Genomic DNA, 18394 nt, shown 5'->3' on the forward strand with positions numbered 1-18394 from the left:
GGCCGGCGGCGCCGACCGGACCGGCTCCGGGGCGGGCGACGCCGGCCGGGCGGCCCCCGAGACCGATGGCGCCGGCCGGGCGGCCTCCGGGGCAGCAGGTGACAGCCGGTCCGGATCCGGACGGGACTCGGCACGCCGGGGCTCTCTCCGGGCCGGCTCCGGGGCGCTCATCGCGTACCCCGGACCATGCCGAGCCGCGCGGTCGCGACGATCTCGCGCTGCACCTCGCTGACGCCGCCGCCGAAGGTGTTGATCTGCGCCGCGCGGTTCATCCGCTCCAACTCGCCACCGGTCCCGAAGCAGCCGGGCGACCCGCCCCGGAGCAGGGCCGCGTCCCCGACGGCCTCCTGGCACATCCGGTACACCTCGACCGCGCTCTCGGTGCTCGCGAACTTCACGCCGCTCGCCTCGCCGGGGGCCGGTGCGCCCGCACCGACCGCGCCGACCAGCCGCCAGTTCAGCAGGCGGGTCGCCGCGAGCCGGGCGTACGCCTCCGCGAGCCGGGCGCGTACCCACGGCTCGTCGATCCGGCGGCGTCCGGTGGCGGGATCGGGCGTACGGGCGTGGGCGAGGGCCTCCTCGTAGAAGTCCTCGGCCTGCATGCCGATCGCGGCGAGGGCGACGCGTTCGTGGTTGAGCTGGCTGGTGATGAGCTTCCAGCCGCCGTTCTCCGCGCCCACGAGGTTCGCGGCCGGGACGCGTACGCCGTCGTAGTAGGTGGCGGCCGTGGTGATGCCGCCCACGGTCCGGATCGGCGTCCAGGAGAAGCCGGGGGCGTCCGTGGGCACCAGGATGATCGATATGCCGCGGTGCTTGGGGGCGTCGGCGTCCGTGCGGCAGGCGAGCCAGATCCAGTCGGCCTGCTGGGCGTTGCTGGTGAAGATCTTCTGGCCGTCGATGACCCAGTGGTCGCCGTCCCGTACGGCGCGGGTCCGCAGCGACGCCAGGTCCGTCCCGGCCTCGGGCTCGCTGTAGCCGATCGCGAAGACGAGGTCGCCGCTGAGGATGCGGGGCAGGAAGTACGTCTTCTGCTCCTCGGTCCCGTACGCCATCAGGGTCGGGCCGACCGTGTTCAGGGTGACCATGGAGACGGGGGCGCCCGCCCGGTACGCCTCGTCGAAGAAGACGAACTGCTCGTCTGGCCCGCGGCCTTGGCCGCCGTACTCCTGCGGCCACCCGAGCCCGAGCAGGCCGTCGCCGCCGATCCGGCGGAGGAGCCGTCGCTGATCGGCCGCCGGTCCCCGCGCGACCGCGCTCTTCCCGTCCTGGGGCCGGCCGTCACCTCCCCCCGACCCCTCGCTCATCAACGCACGGAAGTAGGAACGGAGTTCAGCCCTGAGCCGCTGCTGGCGTTCCGTCGGGGCGAGATGCACGAAAGATGCCTCCAGAGCTGCGGACGGGACACGTCGGCGCGCTCCCCGCCGACGTCCCGGCGATCGACAGCCCCGCGCACGAACGTTCCTGACTGTCCGTCAGATAGCGGCGACTGTCAAGGCGCCGACAGCCCACGCGAAAGCTCCGGAGAGCCGCCGCGCGGGCTGCCGTTCGACGGATCGGGACCCACCCCCCGGAAGGCCCGACACCGCCCCCGGGGAGACCGGCCGGACGAGGCGACTCACCGGCGGCGGCTCACCGGAGAACCTCGCGGACCAGAGTTGCCCAGGGCGCACCGGGCGAACTCCTCCCCCGCCCCCGGTTCCCCCTCACGTATGACGAAGGGCGGATAAACCTCCCGCGCCGCACAAAAGCCCAGCCCAGGGCCGAGCACACAGGAACCGTTGGCGCGCCGGGGAAGAAGCGTTCCAGCACCGCCCCACCCCGGACGTTTCCACGCCCCTTCCCCGCCGCCGCGCCTTCCGCACCACCCCACCCCTCTTCCCATCTTCGAACGCGTGTACGAAAATGGTTCCATGGCCCCCACCGACCGGCAGACCCCCACCCTGGCCCTCGCCCACGCCCTCGCCGCCGCCGGGCGCGGCCTCCCCGTCTTCCCCCTGTCCGCCACCAAGCTCCCCGCCCTGCGCTCCCCGCACCGGGGCGAGCGGACCGCGACGCACTGCCGGGGCGAGTGCGGGCTGCCGGGGCACGGGGTGCACGACGCCACCACGGACCCCGCGGCCGTACGGGCCCTCTTCGCCGCCGCGCCCCGGGCCTCCGGCTACGGCATCGCCTGCGGACGCGCCCCGCACCGCCTCATCGGCATCGACCTGGACGTCGACCCCGCGTACGGCAGCGACGCGGCCGGCTCGCTGCGGCAACTGGCCCTCCAGCACCTGTTCACCATCCCGCCGACGGTCACCGTCCTCACCCCGAGCGGCGGCCGCCACCTCTGGCTGACCGGCCCCGCCGACGCCACGGTCCCCAACTCCGCGGGCCGTCTCGCCCCCGGCATCGACATCCGCGGCTACGGCGGCTACCTGGTCGGCCCCGGCTCGGTCACCGCCCACGGCCGCTACCGCCTGGCCCCCGGCACCGCCCACCTCGCCCCGGCACCCTGCCCCCGCGCCCTGCTCCGCCTCCTCACCCAGCCCCGCCGCCCGCCCACCGCCACCCGAAGCACGGGACCCGCCCCGGACCGCCGGGGCGAGGGCCTGATCCAGTTCGTGCTGGCCGCGCACGAGGGCCAGCGCAACACCCGCCTGTTCTGGGCGGCCTGCCGCGCCTACGAGCACGGCTTCGGCAACGCCCTGGCCGACGCCCTCACCGCCGCCGCCGTGCGCACCGGCCTCCCGGAACACGAGGCCCGCGCCACGATCGCCTCGGCGGCCCGCCTGACCACGGGCCGGAACGGCGAGACGAACGACGCGGCCTGACAGCACACGAGCACGGCGGGGCGGACGGCCCCGCCCCGTGACCACGGCACGCGGCACGCGGCACGCGGCACGCGGCACGCGGCACGCGGCAACACGGGCGCACCCGGAAGCCGAACCGCACATTCGCCAAAGTCCTCTATCCCGCCCTACGGGGAACGGAAGCCCGACCCAACCACCGAAACGACCTGCGCGCCCCTCCCCGCGCATGCCACACTCCCGCTCATGACTCACCACCGAAAGGGCCGTGCCGCGTAGGCGCCCCTGCGCCCTCCGGGCCGACCTCAGGCGCTTCGCCGCGCCCCACCGCTACTCGACGATCGGCCGGCTCTCCGGCCCCGCCCAGGCCCAGATCATCCGCCTGGAACGAACCCGGCTCCGCCCCGGCGTCATCGAACAGGCCCTCGTGCGCTGGGCCTCCATCGCACGCGCCCCGAAGGACCGGCTCCCCTCGCCGTTCACCGACCGGTGCGGAGTCCCGGAATGCTGCCCCGAACCGGCGGAGGACCGGGACCTCCTGGAACTGGCGATCCACGCACTGCCCAGGAAGAGCGCACGCGAGCTCCGCGCCCTCGTACACCCGCTGGACCTGAGGATCCTCCAACGCCCCGACGCCATGCCGTTCGGCCCCGCCCCCCACCGCTGGTGGCACACGGCCTTCTGACCACCGCCGACACGGCAGAGAGGGCATCCGATCAACGTTCACGCCGGTGTGACGGGCATGTCCGCTTCGATTCGCCAGGTCGGTGCGGATTCTCCCGTCAGCTCGCGGTTCATTCTGCTGGCCATGGCGCAGTGGATCATCGTCCGGGATCTCCGCGACAGGGCTGCGTAGTCCCGTGCCGGACGGCGGTACCGCATCAGCCGGCCAAGGGCCCGCTCGAACACTCACCTCTCCGGAAGCGGCTCGAATCGCCTCGTCCGCGGTCGCTGCACGACTTCCACATCGACGCCCGGTCGGACGCCATGGTTGGTGAAGGCAGCCTCGATCAGAGCCCAGCGGGCATCGGAGACATCACTGCGGTATGGGCGACGAACGTTCACACCTCGTCCGACGACCGCCCACCCCGGCAGCCACGAAATCACCCCAAACCAACGACGTAGATCAGACGCCCTCTTGCGCCCGGTTCTCGTCGAGCACCAACATGACGTGCTCATTTCCGCCGTACCGGACTGTCCCGGTACGCCGGAAACCGTGCTTCTCCAGCAGTCGCACCGAGCCGGTGTTCCCGACGAAGGGATCGGCGTGCAGGGGACGGACCTTCTCTCGCTCCAGGAACAGCGCCAGTGCCCGCGTGCCGATTCCCCGGCCCCAGTACCGCCTGCCGAGCCAGTACCCGATGAAGCGCCGCCCCTCGTCCCACCACGCCACCGCGTTGCCCGCCAGTTCTCCATCGACGGTGATGGCCTGCACGAAGTTGGCGGGATCCCCGAGAACCTTCGTCGTCCAGTGGGTCATGAATGCCTCGCGCTCCCGAGGCACGAAATTCGACCGTTCCACGGCCTCAGGATCGTGCTCCTGCGCGAAGAACTCCTCCAGATCGACCGGTTCGACGTCTCTCAAACGCACGTGATCACTCATGCCGACGGAGTCTTCCACCAGCCACTGACACTGGCGGGGCTGATGGCCTCCGAGCTGCCGTGCGAGCAGCCGGGCCCAGCCGTGCCCGGCAGAACGGGGAGCGCCGGGGGACGACGGTCACCCGCGGACAGCGAGCAGCACGACGGCCCCTGACCGATGACCTGGTCAGGGGCCGTTCATCTGCGGTGGGTGTGGGATTTGAACCCACGGTGACATCGCTGCCACGACGGTTTTCAAGACCGTTCCCTTAGGCCGCTCGGGCAACCCACCCCGCGTCGGCGGGTCCGTCGCTGTGCAAGCCGATGGGCCGTCAGGCCCGTGAGGGCCGGTCGACGCGTGGGACAGCCTAGCCGGTCAGCTGTCGCCCTGACGCTGGCCCAGGGTGACTTCGGCCGTGGCCTCCTTGCCGTCGCGCTCGTACGTCAGGGTCACCTTCTCGCCCGGCTTGCGGGTCCAGATCTCGCCGATCAGGGTCGGGCCGCTGTCGATCACCGTGTCGTTGAACTTGGTGATCACGTCGCCTCCCTTGAGGCCCGCCTTGGCCGCCGGGCCGTTCGGGGTGACGGCCGGGGTGCCGCCCGTGCCCTCGGCGGAGATGGCCGCGCCGCCCGTCTTCTCCTCCATCGACACCGTCGCGCCGATCACCGGGTAGACCGGCTTGCCGGTCTTGATCAGCTGCTCCGCGACGTTCTTGGCCTGGTTGATCGGGATCGCGAAACCGAGGCCGATCGAGCCGGCCTGGGACTGGCCGAGGCCGCCGCCGGTCGACTGGATCGCGGAGTTGATGCCGATGACCGCGCCCGTCGCGTCCAACAGCGGGCCGCCGGAGTTGCCCGGGTTGATCGAGGCGTCGGTCTGCAGGGCGCTCATGTACGAGTTCTTGTTGCTCTGGCCGTCCCCGGACGCCACCGGGCGGTTCTTCGCGCTGATGATGCCCGTGGTGACCGTGTTGGAGAGGCCGAAGGGCGCGCCGATCGCGATCGTCGAGTCGCCGACCGCGACGCCCTCCGAGTTGCCCAGCGGAAGGGGCGTCAGGCCGGACGGCGGGTTCTTGAGCTTCAGGACGGCCACGTCGTAGCCCTGGGCCCGGCCGACCACCTCGGCCGCGTACTTCTTGCCGTCGGAGAAGGTGGCGGAGAGTTCGCCGGACTCCGCCGCGGAGGCCACCACGTGGTTGTTGGTGAGGATGTGGCCTTCCTTGTCGTACACGAAGCCGGTGCCCGTGCCGCCCTCGCCGTCGCCGCCCTGCGCGTCGATGGTGACCACGCTGGGGAGCGCCTTCGCCGCGACTCCGGCCACCGTGCCCGCCGGACGCTTCAGATCCTTCGGGGTGTCCGACGCCGAGACCGTGGTCGAGCTGCCGGAGGAGCCGCCGTTGCGGTCGGCCGCCCAGAAGCCGAGGGCTCCGCCGATGCCGCCCGCGACGAGCGCCGCCACGGCGACGGCCGCCACCAGACCGCCCGCGCGGCTCTTGCCCGCCTTGCGCTCCGGGGAGTCGGGGCCGGTCGGGACCGGAGCGCCCCAGACCGGACCGTGGCCGCCGCCGTTGCCGATACCGCCGGCCGGGTGCCCCGCGTTGTGCCCCGCGTTCCCGCCGGCGTACGACGGCACGGCGGGCGGCGGCGGAGGCCAGGAGGCGGCGCCCGCGGGGAGGTCGGGCGCCGCTCCGTACGGGGAGCCGTGGGGCGGCTGCTGCGGCTGGGCCGGGTTCGGGTGGGCGTACGCGGGCGGGCCGGTCGGCGCGCCCTGCCCCGGGCCGCCCGGGTGCGTCGGCGATCCCTGGTACGTCGGCGCGCCCTGGTGCGTGGGGTCGTGGCGCGGTGCTTCGGCGTACGCCGGAGCGGCCGGCGCCGGGGTTCCCGCGCCGGGGGCGGGCGGGGCGGTGTCGGGCGCGTCGCCGTCGTGCACGGGGAGGCGCGCGGTGTCGTGCGCCCCTTCGTGCGACGACGCGGGCGGTTCGGGAGCCGCGTCCCGGACGGGGTCGGCCGGGGGCGGGGGCGGCGCGACGCCCTCGGCCGCCTGTCCGGAGGAGTCGGCCGCCGGCCCGGACGAGTCGGTCCGCGCGGGAGCGTCGGCCGGCACGGGAGGTGCGGACGGCGGAACGGACGGCACGTTCGGCGCCGCGTTGCCCTCGTTGCCCTCGTTCTCGGTGCTCACAGCTCTCTACTCCTCGGTTCCACTCGGCATCCAGTCGGCGTTCGGCAAGAAATCCGCTGTGCACGTGTCTGCGGTCAGCTTTTCCCACAACCCGTCGGGCCACTGTAAGCAGGACCTGTGCATCCGCACACCAATCTTTACATCAGACAAAACAGACCTCCAGGGTGACATGTGCTCAGCCGGACTCGCGGCGGTGACACCATGACCCGGGTGACCCACGCACGGCAGCGCAGCGCGCGCACCTCCATCCAGGTCATCGCCCACCGCGGGGCCTCCGACGACGCCCCCGAGCACACCCTGGCCGCCTACCGCAAGGCGATCGAGGACGGTGCCGACGCCCTGGAATGCGATGTCCGGCTCACCGCCGACGGCCATCTCGTCTGCGTCCACGACCGCCGGGTGAACCGTACGTCCAACGGACGCGGCGCCGTGTCGGCCCTGGAGCTCGCCGACCTCGCCGCCCTCGACTTCGGCTCCTGGAAGGACCGCGAGGAGTCGCCCGACTGGGATCCGGTGCCGGGCGAGCTCACCTCCGTACTCACCCTGGAACGGCTCCTGGAACTGTTCACCGAGGTACGGGCGACCGGGCGGCCGCTGCAACTGGCCATCGAGACGAAGCACCCCACGCGCTGGGCCGGGCAGGTCGAGGACCGGCTGCTGCGGACGCTGAGGCGGTTCGGCCTGGACGCCCCGACTGCGGACGAGCCCTCGCCCGTCCGCGTCATGAGCTTCTCCGCCCGCTCCCTCCACCGCGTCCAGGCCGCCGCCCCCGCCCTGCCCACCGTCTACCTGATGCAGTTCGTCTCGCCCCGGATGCGCGACGGACGGCTGCCCGCCGGCTCCCGGATCGCGGGGCCGGGGATGCGGATCGTGCGCAGCCACCCCGGGTACATCGAACGACTGCACCGCGCGGGCCACCGGGTCCACGTGTGGACCGTGAACGAACCGGCCGATGTCGATCTGTGCGCCGAGCTCGGCGTCGAGGCGATCATCACCAATCGCCCGAAGCAGGTTCTGTCCCAACTGGGTCGCGTTTAGTACGAAGAGCCGCGCCCGAAACCTCCCTCACACTCCCGACCTCGGCCGTTACGGGTTGTGCCCCGGCGCACTCACTGCGCGGCCGTGCGTCACGAGTGCGTCACCGACGACGGATTGGCCGGTTTCCGGTACAGCTCAGTGGGGCATCCAACCCGTGGCGTGGACGAAGGAGGTTTCGGGGGTGGCGTTGGTGGTGGCACAAGAGGTGCCCGCGTCGTCGAGCATGGCCATTCCTCATGGTCCTGCCGGCGTGGGCCAGGCACGACACCGCATGCGTGAGCAGTTGCGCGGCAACGGGGTGTCGGACGCGGTCGTCGACGACGCTGTTCTGATCCTTTCCGAACTCCTCAGCAACGCCTGCCGGCACGGCAGGCCCCTGGGGCGGCACGACGAGGCCGGCGACGGGGACATCCGCGCCGCCTGGCGGGTGGACACCGCCGGGGCTCTCACCGTCGAGGTCACGGACGGCGGCGGCCCGACCCGCCCGGCTCCGGCCACCCCGTCGGTGACGGCGCGCGGCGGCCGGGGGCTCAACATCATCAGCGCGCTGGCCCAGGAGTGGGGCGTACGGGACGACGCACCCGGCGAGGTCACCGTCTGGGCCCTGGTCGCCGCGGAGAAGCCGCCCGGCGACGAAAACGACGGCTCCGACGCCCCCGGCATCGGCAGCGGCGGCGCGGTCGGCACGGTCAAGAAGGGCGTCCGCGCGACCGGCTCCGGCAGGAACGGCGTCGCGGCCCACCGCGTCGGCGGGCTCACCGGCTTCGAGGGCCTGGACTTCTCCGACGCGTTCGACGACGCGAGTTGATCCCGAGCGGTCGGACGCCGCCACGGTGTACCCCAACGGCCTCCCGAACGGCCGCGCCCACGGCGCCGCCTCGGCGTGCGTGAACCGCCGCGCCCCTGACACCGCCACCGCGCACACGAACGGCCGCGCCCACGGCACCGCCACGGCGAGCCCGAACCGCCGCGCCCGTACCGCGTCCGGAACGACCCGGCACCGGTGGGCGTACGGGAACGGGCAGGCCCCCTGGGCGGCTAGGCTCGCGCCGAGTCCGCACTGTCGCAATCGGGAGAACGCCCACCATGGCCAAGAAGCGCCCTCAGTCCAAGGCCGGGAAGCCGCAGCTCAAGGACGGTGAGATCCCGGTCGTCGGGGCCCGCGAGCCCTGCCCGTGCGGATCGGGCCGCCGTTACAAGGCGTGTCACGGACGCGCCGCCGCCCAAGCGGTGACCGAACTCGTCCACCGCCCGTTCGAGGGTCTCGCGGGCGAGTGCGACTGGGTCGCACTGCGCGAACTGGTCCCCGCCGCCACGGTCGGGCTGACCCTCAAGGACGGCCTGCCTGAAGGGGTTCCGTCGGTGACGCTCGCGACGGTCCTGCCGATGGCCTGGCCCGCGCTGCGCCGCGACGACGGCTCCGTCCTGCTCGCCCTGCAGAACGACACCTCGTCCGGCGACCTCAGCCGCGACCTCGCGGACACCCTGCAGCGCGCTCTGGAGGCCGAGCCGGGCTCGCCGGTCGCCGCCCGCCGCGTACCGGCCGACGGTCCGCGCCTCCAGGACCTCCTCGCCCCGGACGCCGCCTTCGAACCGGAGGTCCACACCGGCTTCGAGTTCTGGGTGCCGGACGCGGAGAACGCCACGCCCGAGGTGGCCGCCTCGCTGGAGCGCGCGAACGCCGCCGCGCTCCCGACGGTCCGGCTGTCCGGCGTCGATGCCGCGTACTGGTGCGAGACCCCGGAGAAGAACCACCTGCGCTGGGTCATGCCGCACCCCGAGGAGCAGCTCCTCGACGCCCTCGCCCGGCTGCACGCCTCCGGCGCCTCGTCGCTCGGCGACGACACCCGCCTGGTCGGGTCGTTCCGGGCGCACGGACTCGTGGTCCCCGTCTGGGACCTGCCGAGCTCGATGGGGGCCGAGGCGTGTGAGAAGCCCGCCGCCGAGTTCGCCGGACGGCTGGCGGACGCCCTCGCCTCCGACGCGCCGCTCACCGCCGAGGAGCGCCGTGCCCGCGGCGGCCTCACCAACCGCCAGATCACCCTCAGCTGAGGACGCCGGCCGGACGCCGCCGGCGGTGACCCGCGTCACAACTCCCCGTACTCGTAGGTAAATCGGCGTCCCTACAGGCGAGATCGAATTTGCGAACAGCAGATCTCTTGTTACGGTTCTAAAAGCCCGGTCGCTGGTGCATCCCCCGTCGCCAGCGATCGGGCGTCCTCATGTCCGGCTGCGGACCGCCCCCGTGATACGTCCGGGCGCGGCGGCCGCCCATCCCGGACGCCTCATCAGAAACGCTCCGCCGAGGGCGATCCGCCGCTCCCCGCCCCGGGCGGCGGCGCGTATCAGTACGCGAGCCGGCTGCCCCCTCCCGGAGCCCCCGTACTCGCCTCGACCAGAGCGTCGAGGACCGCTTCGACGTCCGGCAGCCAGGGGGCCGCGGGCGCCACGTCGTTCGTCCGGCTCCGGAGCACCGGGCCGGCCGCGGCGGTGCCGGGCGAGGCGGGCGGCCGCTCCCAGCGGACCCGGCCCGTGTTGGTCCGGGACGGCGGCAGGACGAGGTAGCCGCCCTCACCGTGGAACCGGAGCGAGCTGGGCACCCAGTCCTTCGCGTACAGCAGTTCCCCGAGCCGTTCGAGGGTGTACGGGGCCACCAGCAGCGACCACCGCGTGGGCGTCGCCACGACCGGGCCGAGCCGCATCCCGAGGGCGTCGAGCACGCTCAGCGCCGCGGCTCCGGCCTCGGCGGGCAGGCTCACCGCGCAGGGCGCCCGGTCACCGGTCGCCAGCAGCACGGGGGCGGTGGGGCGCTGCGTCCACCACCAGCGCACCATGCGCTCGTCCGTGGTGGCCGCCAGCAGTCCGGGATCGAGCGGGTGCGCGCCCGGTACGGCGCAGTCGGGTTCGGGGCAGGCGCAGGCGAGGTCGCCGCTCCCTCCGTCCGGGCCGGCCTGAACCGTCCCCACGCCGGGCAGGACGGGCCACTGCCATGCGGTGGCACAGGTCAGGGCCGTGTCGAGCCGGGCGCCCTCCTCCGTGCGCCGGAGCCTGCGTCGCCTTCCGGGGATCTCGCGCATGAGCGCTCGTTCCTTTCCGTTGAACGCCGAATCCACATGACCGCGCGCGGAGGTGTCACCGCGCGCGTATCTCTTCGCTGTGCGTGCGTACTCATCGGTTTCGCGGTACGGGCGTGCCGTCTTCACCGTGCGCGAGCCGCGCCGAGCCGAGTGGAACCGATCCGAAGTGAACCGATCTGGGGTGGAGCGGGGCAGAACCACTGCACGGACGAACCGAATACCGAGGCGAACCGAGCAGAGTCGAGCGAAGTCGAACCGAACGTGGTCGAACTGGCCGAGCTGAGGCGGACCGGACGGAGCCGGACCGGTCGAGCAGATCGAGCGGAGTCGTGCTGCCCCGGCGTGTCGTGCGGGTCGAACGTGCGGGTCGGGCCGGGTCGGCGCGCGCCCGACGGAAGTGGTCCGGGCGTCGCCTTGCCGTTCCTGGTGCGAACCCCGCCGTCCGGAGCGAAGGGGCGTCGTCGTCACCGGTGAGGACGCCTGAACCCGCCGCCGGGTTCCTGGTCGGACACCACCGCACCCGGGCGACACCGTTTACGTACCCAGCATCCCCGGAATGACGCTCCTCCGGTGTCGTGCGCCCGGAGGTACCCCTGTTGAGCAGCCCCAGTCGATCGCAAAGCACGTTCAGAGGGTGCACTTTTCAGCCAAGTTATCCGACACTGGGAGGGCGCGAATCGCCTGACCGTCCGAACGGACAATGCTGGACATCAGGTTACTTGTGCGTGTACATGTGGATGCATTGATAGCGGCGCAGAATCACCTGGGGGTTTGCGATGCTATTCGACGAATCACACCGGTCGGAAAGCTGGCTGCCATGAGCGCCCCGCATCAGCCGAAAGTGGCTGGAATCGATCCAGAAGTTCCGGTTTCAACGCACACTCCTCCTCCGTCGGCCGAGGTGCCGAGCCCGGCCGGAGCGTTCCTCCAGGACCGGCTGGCGGGTTGGGTCTCGGACCTCACGACCCTGCACGAACTCACCGAGCGGCTGATCGGGACGCGCACGCTCGACAACGCCCTGAACGAGCTGCTGCACGCCGGAGCCGCCCTCGTCGGCGCCCGCCGCGGGCTTCTCGTTCTGGAACCGGCGAACGGCGACGGGCCCGCCACCACCCGGGCCCTCGGTCTCGGCCCCGCCGATCTCGGTCACCTCGAAACCGTGCCGCGCGCGGCCACCGCGCTCGGCCGGGTCCTGGACGGGTCGGCGGGGACCGCCGACGGGATCGCCAGCCCCGACCTGCTCGGGGAGAGGGACCTGGATCCGCGCCACCGCGCGGTCGCCCTCCGGCTCGGCTACGCCGCGAGCTACGCCCTCCCGCTCGCCTCGGAGGCGGCCGGCCGCCTCGGCGCGGCGCTCTGGCTCTACGACGAACCGGCCGAACCCACGCAGAAGCAGCGCCACCTCGCCGGTCTCTACGCCCGCCACGCCACTGAGCACCTGGCCCGCCTGATCGAACTGGAGCGCGCCCGCGCGGATCTCGCCGCCGTCACCGAGGAGCTGCTCCCCAGCCGGCTGCCCCGGGTCCCCGGCGTACAACTCGCCGTCCGGCACCGCACCGGCTCCCGGGGCGGTGGCGACTGGTACGACGCGCTGCCCCTGCCCGACCGGGCGCTCGGTCTCGCCGTCGGCTCCGTCGGCGGCTCCGGGCCGAGCGCCGTCGCCGCGATGGGACGGCTGCGCGCCGGCCTGCGGGCGTACGCCGTGATGGAGGGGGAGGACCCCGTCGCCGTCCTCTCCGACCTGGAATTGCTGCTGCGGCTCACCGAACCCGCGCGGACCGCGACCGCGCTCTTCGCCCATTGCGAGCCCGCCGCCCGCAGAATCGTTCTGGCCGGGGCCGGGCACACCCCGCCGCTGGTGCTCGGCGACCGGCGCTGCGAGTTCGTCGAGACGGCGCTCTCCGCCCCGCTGGGGATGCTCACCTGCTGGGAGGCGCCGAGCGTGGAGTTCAGCCCGGCACCCGGAGAAACGGTGCTTCTCTGCACGGACGGGCTGCTGCGCCGCACCGGCGACCCGATGGACCGCGCCTTCGCCCGGCTGCACTCCGCCGCCGCCTCCGTACCGCGGTCCGAGCGGGGCGATCCGAACGCCGTCGCCGACCACGTCCTGCGCACGATGCTCCCCGACGGCCTCGACCGGAGCGACTCCGCCGAGGACGTCGTGATCCTCGCCGCCCATTTCGCATGACCCCCGCAGCCCGTTCCGCGTGACCCCCGCCGCCCGCTTTCGCATGACCCTCGCCCCCTCCGGCGGCGCTCTCCCCGGTCAGGGGTCCTTCGACCCTGGGCCCCCTTCCGTACGCCCGTACGATGGGTGATGGTCCAGTGTCGTATCAAGGAGAGACAAATCGTGCCTGAGGAGCTCATCCCGGAGAACCCGGAGCAGGAGACCGAGGAGAACGAAGCCGAAAAGGTCAAGCAGCGGAAGAACGGCCTGTACCCGGGCGTCTCCGACGAGCTCGCCGCCAACATGAAGTCGGGCTGGGCCGACACCGAACTGCACGACCTCCAGCCGATCGCCCAGGCCGAGCACACCGCCGCCCGGCGCGCCGCGCTCTCCGCCCGCTTCCCCGGCGAGCGCCTGGTCATCCCCGCGGGCAACCTGAAGACCCGCTCCAACGACACCGAGTACGCCTTCCGCGCCTCCACCGAGTACGCGTACCTCACCGGCGACCAGACGCAGGACGGCGTGCTCGTCCTGGAGCCGACGGGTGAGCGCGGCCACGAGGCCACCGTCTACCTGCTGCCCCGCTCCAACCGGGAGAACGGCGAGTTCTGGCTCGACGGCCAGGGCGAGCTGTGGGTCGGCCGCCGCAACTCCCTCGCCGAGGCCGAGCAGCTGCTGGGCATCCCCGCGAAGGACGTCCGCGAGCTGCCCGCCGCACTGACCGAGGCCACCGGCCCGGTCCGCGCCGTCCGCGGCCACGACGCCGCCATCGAGGCCGCCCTCACCGACAAGGTCACCGCGGAGCGCGACGAGGAGCTGCGCGTCCACCTCTCCGAGGCCCGGCTGGTGAAGGACGCCTTCGAGATCGCCGAACTGCAGAAGGCGTGCGACGCCACCGCGCGCGGCTTCGAGGACGTCGTCAAGAGCCTGGACAAGGCCGAGGCGACCAGCGAACGGTTCATCGAGGGCACGTTCTTCCTGCGCGCCCGCATCGAAGGCAACGACATCGGCTACGGCTCGATCTGCGCCGCCGGCCCGCACGCCACCACCCTGCACTGGGTGCGCAACGACGGCGCCGTCCGCGCGGGCGAACTGCTGCTCCTGGACGCCGGGGTCGAGACCAACGACCTCTACACCGCCGACGTGACGCGCACCCTGCCGATCAACGGGACCTTCTCGCCGCTCCAGCGCAAGATCTACGACGCGGTGTACGAGGCCCAGGAGGCGGGCATCGCCGCCGTGAAGCCGGGCGCCGACTTCCGCGACTTCCACGACGCCTCGCAGCGCGTGCTCGCCGAGAAGCTCGTCGAATGGGGCCTGCTCGGCGACCTGTCCGTGGAGAAGGTGCTGGAGCTGGGCCTCCAGCGCCGCTGGACCCTCCACGGCACCGGTCACATGCTCGGCATGGACGTCCACGACTGCGCCGCCGCGCGCACCGAGGCGTACGTCAACGGCACGCTGGAGCCGGGCGTCTGCCTCACGGTCGAGCCCGGCCTCTACTTCCAGGCCGACGACCTGACCGTGCCGGAGGAGTACCGGGGCATCGGCGTCCGCATCGAGGACGACATCCTCGTCACCGAGGACGGCAACCGGAACCTCTCCGCCGCCCTCCCCCGCCAGGCCGACGAGGTCGAGGCGTGGATGGCGCAGCTGAAGGGCTGACCTCCGCGAACGGCATGAGAAGGCCGGCCTCCCTGTACGACGAGGGGGGCCGGCCTTTACGTACGTGCGGGGCCTTGGGGTACGTGCGGGGCCTGCGCGCACGCCGCACGAGGTCCGTCCGGTACGTACGGCACGCGTCGTCCGTCCGCTGCGTGCGGAGGCGCGCGCCCCGTGCGACACGCGCCGGGGCGCGCCGCTCACTACGCCGTGAGCAGCGCGCCCTCGCGCCACTTCAGGACCTTGTCGAAGCTGACCACCGCGCCCCGGCCCGGCCGGTTGCCGAACTGGACGTGGTCGGAGAGCTGCTCGATCAGGTCGAGGCCCCGGCCGCTCTCGGCCTGGGTCTCGGCGTACGGGGTCGGTGCGGCTGCGCGAAGCGCGCGCCGGGCGGGGAAGCCCGGCCCGGAGTCACTGACCTCGATACGGCACTTCTCGCCGTCCAGATAGGCCGTGACCCGGTACTGCCCGGAATCGGCGGCAGGGCGTCCGTACCCGGAGTCCCCCGGCTCCCCGAGAACCGCGCGGTGACCACCGTGCTCGACGGCGTTCGCACAGGCCTCGCTGAGCGCGACCGACAGGTCGAAGGAGACGTCCGGATCCACCCCCGCGGTTTCCATGGTGCCGAGCAGGAAACGACGGGCGAGCGGAACGCTCGCAGCTTCGCGCCGCAAATGGAGAGACCACCAGATGCTCATCTTCCAGCCTCCTGGCTGCGGCTCGACGTATCGATACGTATTGCCGCACTCAGCACTTCGTAAGCACGAATCGGGCGGGAGAGCCCTCGTTCGGCGGATGCGGATAATGGACCGTCCGGTGTATAAACCGGGCCAGTCGCAGGTCATCGGGGGCGCATACCGGTGCCCGGAAGTGCGCCCCCGGCCCGTACATCCCCCGCGAACGGGCGCAACAAGCACGGTTGCGGACGGATTCTGATCTTCCGGACCTGCCGTACGGGCGCGGGGGACACAGTGCGATGATGTCCCCGCCATGTCCACGCCTCTCGCACGCGCCGGAGCCGGTCTGCGGCTCATGAGGGCCGCGGTGTTCACCGCGGTCTGCGTCGTGCTGTCCGCCGCCGGGCACGCGTTCGCGGCCCGGACGGCGGTTCCCGCGTGGACCCTGCTCGTCGCCTTCCTCGGCGTCTTCGGCGCCGCCGCGTTCCTCGCCGGACGGGAACGGACCCTTCCGTCGATCGTGGGCGCGCTGGCCGGCGGGCAGGTCCTCCTGCACGGGCTCTTCGCGTACGGCAGCCACAGCGCCGCCCCGGCCGCCTCCACGGGCACCGGCGGCGACAGCCCGCTCATCCGGTTCGCCGCCGGACTCGTGTGCGGCGAGGGGCCGGCCGGGCTGAACGCCGCCGACGCCCACCGCATCGTCTCCTCCGCGGGCATCGACCCGTCCACGCTCCCGGGGGCCCACGGCCACCTGGCGGCGGGCGGCGCCGGAGCGGCTCAGGCGGCCTCGGCGGGCGGGGACGGCGCCTCCGGTTTCGCGCAGGTCTGCGCCGCGGTCACCGCGATGCTGCCGAGCCCGCAGATGCTCCTGGCCCACGTCCTCGTGGCGCTCGCCACCGGCTGGCTGCTGCGGCGCGGCGAGATCGCCCTGTTCGCCCTGGCCCGGCTCTCCGCCCACGGCGCCCAGGCGCTGGCGGCCGGAGCCCGGCTGCGGTCCCTGCGGGCCGCGCTCGCCCTCGTCCGCGCACTGCGGGCCGGTGAGCGGGGTTCGGTCACGGCCGGGCCGCGCGTGCCGCGCACCTTCGACGACGTCCCCCTGCCGACGCCCGGGGACCCTCTGCAGCACCTGGTGATCAGGCGCGGGCCGCCGGCCCCGTACGCCCTCGCAGCCTGACGCGACGCCTCCACCGGGCCCCGCGGGCGCCCGTGCACGTACCCGTGCGCGTGCTCCCGTACGGAACCGCACCGCGAGGTGTCGTGATGCCGTCGCGCATCCGCGCGCCGGACCACCGTGTTCCGTTCCCCTGTGGAGATTCCTGCCATGAAGCTTTCCCGTATCGCCCTCGCCGCCGGCGTCGCCGCGTCCACCGTCCTGCTGGTCGCCGGCCCGGCGTCCGCCCACGTCAGCGTCCAGCCGGTGGGCGAGGCCGCCAAGGGCGGATACGCCACGCTCAACTTCAAGGTCCCGAACGAGCGCGACCAGGCATCGACCGTGAAGCTCGAAGTGAACTTCCCGGCCGACCACCCGCTCTCCTCCGTCACCCCGCAGGCCGTGCCGGGCTGGAAGATCTCGATCGACAAGAGCAAGCTCGACAAGCCGCTGGAAGTGCACGGCAAGAAGATCACCGAGGCCGTCTCCAAGGTGACCTGGACGGCGGACGACAGCGAGATCGCCCCCGGCTACTTCCAGCAGTTCCCGGTCTCCGTCGGCGCGCTGCCCGAGGACGCCGACCAGCTCGTCTTCAAGGCGATCCAGACGTACGACAACAAGGAGGTCGTCCGCTGGATCGAGGAGCCCAAGGCCGGCGGCGAGGAGCCCGACAGCCCGGCCCCGGTCCTGAAGCTGACCGCCGCCTCCGAGGACGGCCACGGCGGCGCGGCCGACGACGACGCCAAGGAGGGCGACGACCACAAGGCCGCCGACTCCGACGCCCCGGCCAAGGAGAGCAGCACCGCCGCGTCCTCCTCCAGCGACACCACCGCCCGCACCCTGGGCATCATCGGCATCGTCATCGGTATCGCGGGCGTCGCGTTCGGCGTCCTCGCGGGACGCCGCCGCTCGGCCTGACCGGCCGGTTCCCTCACCCGCACCACGTTCAGGACACCTCTTCCATGCGCAACAGAAAAGCAGTGACGGCCGTGGCGTTCGCCGCCGCGGCCGCACTGGCCCTCTCCTCCTGCGGCACCGGTGACGACACGGCGGACTCCTCGTCCATCGCCGACGTCAGCGCCCCGCCGAAGGACAAGGCCGCGACCGTTCTCGACCAGCCGTTCACCAAGCCGGACCTCGTCCTCACCGACACCCACGGCAAGGAGTACGACCTCCGCGAGGCGACCAAGGGCAAGCCGACGCTCATCTACTTCGGCTACACCAACTGCCCCGACGTCTGCCCGCTGACGATGAGCAACATCTCCCTCGCCAAGCGGGAGCTGCCCAAGGCCGACCAGGACAAGCTCCAGGTCGTCTTCGTCACCACCGACCCCGAGCGCGACACCCCCGCCTCGCTGGGCAAGTGGCTCTCCGCCCAGGACCCCTCCTTCACCGGCCTCACCGGCGACTTCCCGGCCATCCAGGCCGGGGCGCGGAAGATCGGCATCGGCATCGACGCGCCGAAGAAGGAGAAGGACGGCACCATCGTCTCGATGCACGGCGCCCAGGTGATCGCCTTCTCCCCGAAGACGGACGAGGGGTACGTGCTCTACGGCGAGAACACCAGCGCCGAGGAGTACGCGAAGGACCTCCCCAAGCTGATCAAGGGGGAGAAGCCGTGAAACGCCGTACGGCGCTCGCCGGTGTCCTCGCCCTCACGGCGGCGACGGCCCTGGCCGGGTGCTCGTCGTCGGGCCAACCCGATCTGAAGATCGTCGGCGCCTACCTTCCGCAGCCGGTCAGCGACATGGCCGCCGGGTTCCTCGTCGTTCAGAACAAGGGCGACGCGGGGGACCGGCTCACCTCGGTGACCAGCCCGCTCTCGGACGACGTCACGATCCACGAGACGAAGAACCAGAAGATGCGGAAGGTCTCCTCGTTCGACGTGCCCGCGGGCGGCGAGCTGGACCTCGAACGCGGCGGCAACCACATCATGTTCATGAAGCTCAAGCAGAAGCCCCAGCAGGGCGAGAAGGTCTCCGTCGAGCTGCACTTCGAGAAGGCCGGCCCCATCACGGTCGACCTGCCGGTGAAGGAAACCACCCACAACCCGAAGAAGCAGTGAGGGACTGAACCG

Annotated in this window: 16 protein-coding genes and 1 tRNA gene; 11 read left to right on the top strand and 6 right to left on the bottom strand. The window is 72.5% G+C overall.

The features are described 5' to 3' along the window. Positions 1 to 167: 167 nt before the first annotated feature. Entirely contained in the window at positions 168 to 1373 is a 1206-nt protein-coding gene (locus IF19_RS0119095) for an acyl-CoA dehydrogenase family protein (protein ID WP_030276498.1), read from the bottom strand. Positions 1374 to 1910: 537 nt separating this feature from the next. On the opposite strand from IF19_RS0119095, the gene IF19_RS0119100 reads away from it, so the two are divergent. Together IF19_RS0119100 and IF19_RS1000000135445 are read left to right on the top strand one after the other, a co-directional pair. Continuing rightward, entirely contained in the window at positions 1911 to 2813 is a 903-nt protein-coding gene (locus IF19_RS0119100; RefSeq protein ID WP_030276499.1) for a bifunctional DNA primase/polymerase, read from the top strand. A 244-nt stretch (positions 2814 to 3057) separates the two neighbouring features. After that, a complete protein-coding gene (locus tag IF19_RS1000000135445; RefSeq protein ID WP_050493840.1) occupies positions 3058 to 3474 on the top strand; it encodes a hypothetical protein in 417 nt (138 codons plus the stop codon). Positions 3475 to 3915: 441 nt separating this feature from the next. Here IF19_RS1000000135445 and IF19_RS0119115 read toward each other — a convergent pair whose 3' ends face one another. The 3 genes from IF19_RS0119115 to IF19_RS0119125 all read right to left on the bottom strand — a co-directional run bounded on the left by IF19_RS0119115 (position 3916) and on the right by IF19_RS0119125 (position 6549). Then, positions 3916 to 4392 (bottom strand): GNAT family N-acetyltransferase, encoded by a 477-nt coding sequence (locus tag IF19_RS0119115; RefSeq protein ID WP_053623788.1) that lies wholly within the window; start codon positions 4390 to 4392, stop codon positions 3916 to 3918. 183 nt (positions 4393 to 4575) lie between these two features. Continuing rightward, positions 4576 to 4662: transfer RNA gene (locus IF19_RS0119120), tRNA-Ser, on the bottom strand. A gap of 84 nt (positions 4663 to 4746) precedes the next feature. Beyond that, positions 4747 to 6549, bottom strand: coding sequence for a S1C family serine protease (locus tag IF19_RS0119125; RefSeq protein ID WP_030276502.1), 1803 nt, complete (start codon positions 6547 to 6549; stop codon positions 4747 to 4749). A 201-nt stretch (positions 6550 to 6750) separates the two neighbouring features. Between IF19_RS0119125 and IF19_RS0119130 the strand changes: the two genes are divergently transcribed. The 3 genes from IF19_RS0119130 (at position 6751) to IF19_RS0119145 (ending at position 9639) form a co-directional block, all read left to right on the top strand. Continuing rightward, the gene (locus IF19_RS0119130) at positions 6751 to 7587 is read left to right on the top strand and encodes a glycerophosphodiester phosphodiesterase (protein ID WP_030115040.1); all 837 of its coding nucleotides are present in this window, start codon (positions 6751 to 6753) and stop codon (positions 7585 to 7587) included. A gap of 271 nt (positions 7588 to 7858) precedes the next feature. After that, positions 7859 to 8395 carry an ATP-binding protein gene (locus IF19_RS0119140; protein ID WP_030276504.1) on the top strand — a complete coding sequence of 179 codons (537 nt, stop codon included), beginning with the start codon at positions 7859 to 7861 and terminating at the stop codon, positions 8393 to 8395. Positions 8396 to 8673: 278 nt separating this feature from the next. Next, positions 8674 to 9639 (top strand): DUF5926 family protein, encoded by a 966-nt coding sequence (locus IF19_RS0119145; RefSeq protein WP_030115042.1) that lies wholly within the window; start codon positions 8674 to 8676, stop codon positions 9637 to 9639. A 293-nt stretch (positions 9640 to 9932) separates the two neighbouring features. Here the strand turns inward: IF19_RS0119145 and IF19_RS0119150 are convergent, their stop codons facing one another. After that, a complete protein-coding gene (locus IF19_RS0119150) occupies positions 9933 to 10664 on the bottom strand; it encodes a bifunctional DNA primase/polymerase (RefSeq protein ID WP_030120456.1) in 732 nt (243 codons plus the stop codon). 700 nt (positions 10665 to 11364) lie between these two features. Between IF19_RS0119150 and IF19_RS0119155 the strand changes: the two genes are divergently transcribed. Together IF19_RS0119155 and IF19_RS0119160 are read left to right on the top strand one after the other, a co-directional pair. Then, positions 11365 to 12852 (top strand): PP2C family protein-serine/threonine phosphatase, encoded by a 1488-nt coding sequence (locus tag IF19_RS0119155; protein WP_078580932.1) that lies wholly within the window; start codon positions 11365 to 11367, stop codon positions 12850 to 12852. A gap of 162 nt (positions 12853 to 13014) precedes the next feature. Beyond that, positions 13015 to 14493, top strand: coding sequence for an aminopeptidase P family protein (locus IF19_RS0119160; protein ID WP_030115045.1), 1479 nt, complete (start codon positions 13015 to 13017; stop codon positions 14491 to 14493). Between the two features lie 200 nt (positions 14494 to 14693). Here IF19_RS0119160 and IF19_RS0119165 read toward each other — a convergent pair whose 3' ends face one another. Next, on the bottom strand, positions 14694 to 15188 hold the full coding sequence (locus IF19_RS0119165) for an ATP-binding protein (RefSeq protein ID WP_030115046.1): 495 nt from the start codon (positions 15186 to 15188) through the stop codon (positions 14694 to 14696). A 292-nt stretch (positions 15189 to 15480) separates the two neighbouring features. On the opposite strand from IF19_RS0119165, the gene IF19_RS0119170 reads away from it, so the two are divergent. The 4 genes from IF19_RS0119170 to IF19_RS0119185 all read left to right on the top strand — a co-directional run bounded on the left by IF19_RS0119170 (position 15481) and on the right by IF19_RS0119185 (position 18382). Next, entirely contained in the window at positions 15481 to 16341 is an 861-nt protein-coding gene (locus IF19_RS0119170) for a hypothetical protein (protein WP_030188981.1), read from the top strand. A gap of 147 nt (positions 16342 to 16488) precedes the next feature. Beyond that, positions 16489 to 17235: a YcnI family copper-binding membrane protein gene (locus IF19_RS0119175; protein ID WP_030115049.1), complete on the top strand. Its 747-nt coding sequence runs from the start codon at positions 16489 to 16491 to the stop codon at positions 17233 to 17235. Between the two features lie 44 nt (positions 17236 to 17279). After that, on the top strand, positions 17280 to 17939 hold the full coding sequence (locus tag IF19_RS0119180; RefSeq protein WP_030115050.1) for an SCO family protein: 660 nt from the start codon (positions 17280 to 17282) through the stop codon (positions 17937 to 17939). Then, on the top strand, positions 17936 to 18382 hold the full coding sequence (locus IF19_RS0119185; RefSeq protein WP_030115051.1) for a copper chaperone PCu(A)C: 447 nt from the start codon (positions 17936 to 17938) through the stop codon (positions 18380 to 18382). Before IF19_RS0119180 ends, IF19_RS0119185 begins: the two co-directional genes overlap by 4 nt. Positions 18383 to 18394: the final 12 nt, after the last annotated feature.

Origin of the sequence: Streptomyces californicus (assembly GCF_000717645.1) — a bacterium.
In the GTDB taxonomy this organism is placed as follows: domain Bacteria; phylum Actinomycetota; class Actinomycetes; order Streptomycetales; family Streptomycetaceae; genus Streptomyces; species Streptomyces californicus.

What these genes read in the sequence shown, in the direction of transcription:
- IF19_RS0119100 (WP_030276499.1), top strand. Translation starts at nt 1,911, where the DNA reads ATGGCCCCCACCGACCGGCAGACCCCCACCCTGGCCCTCGCCCACGCC.
- IF19_RS0119115 (WP_053623788.1), bottom strand. Translation starts at nt 4,392, where the DNA reads ATGAGTGATCACGTGCGTTTGAGAGACGTCGAACCGGTCGATCTGGAG.
- IF19_RS0119130 (WP_030115040.1), top strand. Translation starts at nt 6,751, where the DNA reads ATGACCCGGGTGACCCACGCACGGCAGCGCAGCGCGCGCACCTCCATC.
- IF19_RS0119140 (WP_030276504.1), top strand. Translation starts at nt 7,859, where the DNA reads ATGCGTGAGCAGTTGCGCGGCAACGGGGTGTCGGACGCGGTCGTCGAC.
- IF19_RS0119145 (WP_030115042.1), top strand. Translation starts at nt 8,674, where the DNA reads ATGGCCAAGAAGCGCCCTCAGTCCAAGGCCGGGAAGCCGCAGCTCAAG.
- IF19_RS0119150 (WP_030120456.1), bottom strand. Translation starts at nt 10,664, where the DNA reads ATGCGCGAGATCCCCGGAAGGCGACGCAGGCTCCGGCGCACGGAGGAG.
- IF19_RS0119155 (WP_078580932.1), top strand. Translation starts at nt 11,365, where the DNA reads ATGCTGGACATCAGGTTACTTGTGCGTGTACATGTGGATGCATTGATA.
- IF19_RS0119165 (WP_030115046.1), bottom strand. Translation starts at nt 15,188, where the DNA reads ATGAGCATCTGGTGGTCTCTCCATTTGCGGCGCGAAGCTGCGAGCGTT.
- IF19_RS0119170 (WP_030188981.1), top strand. Translation starts at nt 15,481, where the DNA reads ATGTCCACGCCTCTCGCACGCGCCGGAGCCGGTCTGCGGCTCATGAGG.
- IF19_RS0119175 (WP_030115049.1), top strand. Translation starts at nt 16,489, where the DNA reads ATGAAGCTTTCCCGTATCGCCCTCGCCGCCGGCGTCGCCGCGTCCACC.
- IF19_RS0119180 (WP_030115050.1), top strand. Translation starts at nt 17,280, where the DNA reads ATGCGCAACAGAAAAGCAGTGACGGCCGTGGCGTTCGCCGCCGCGGCC.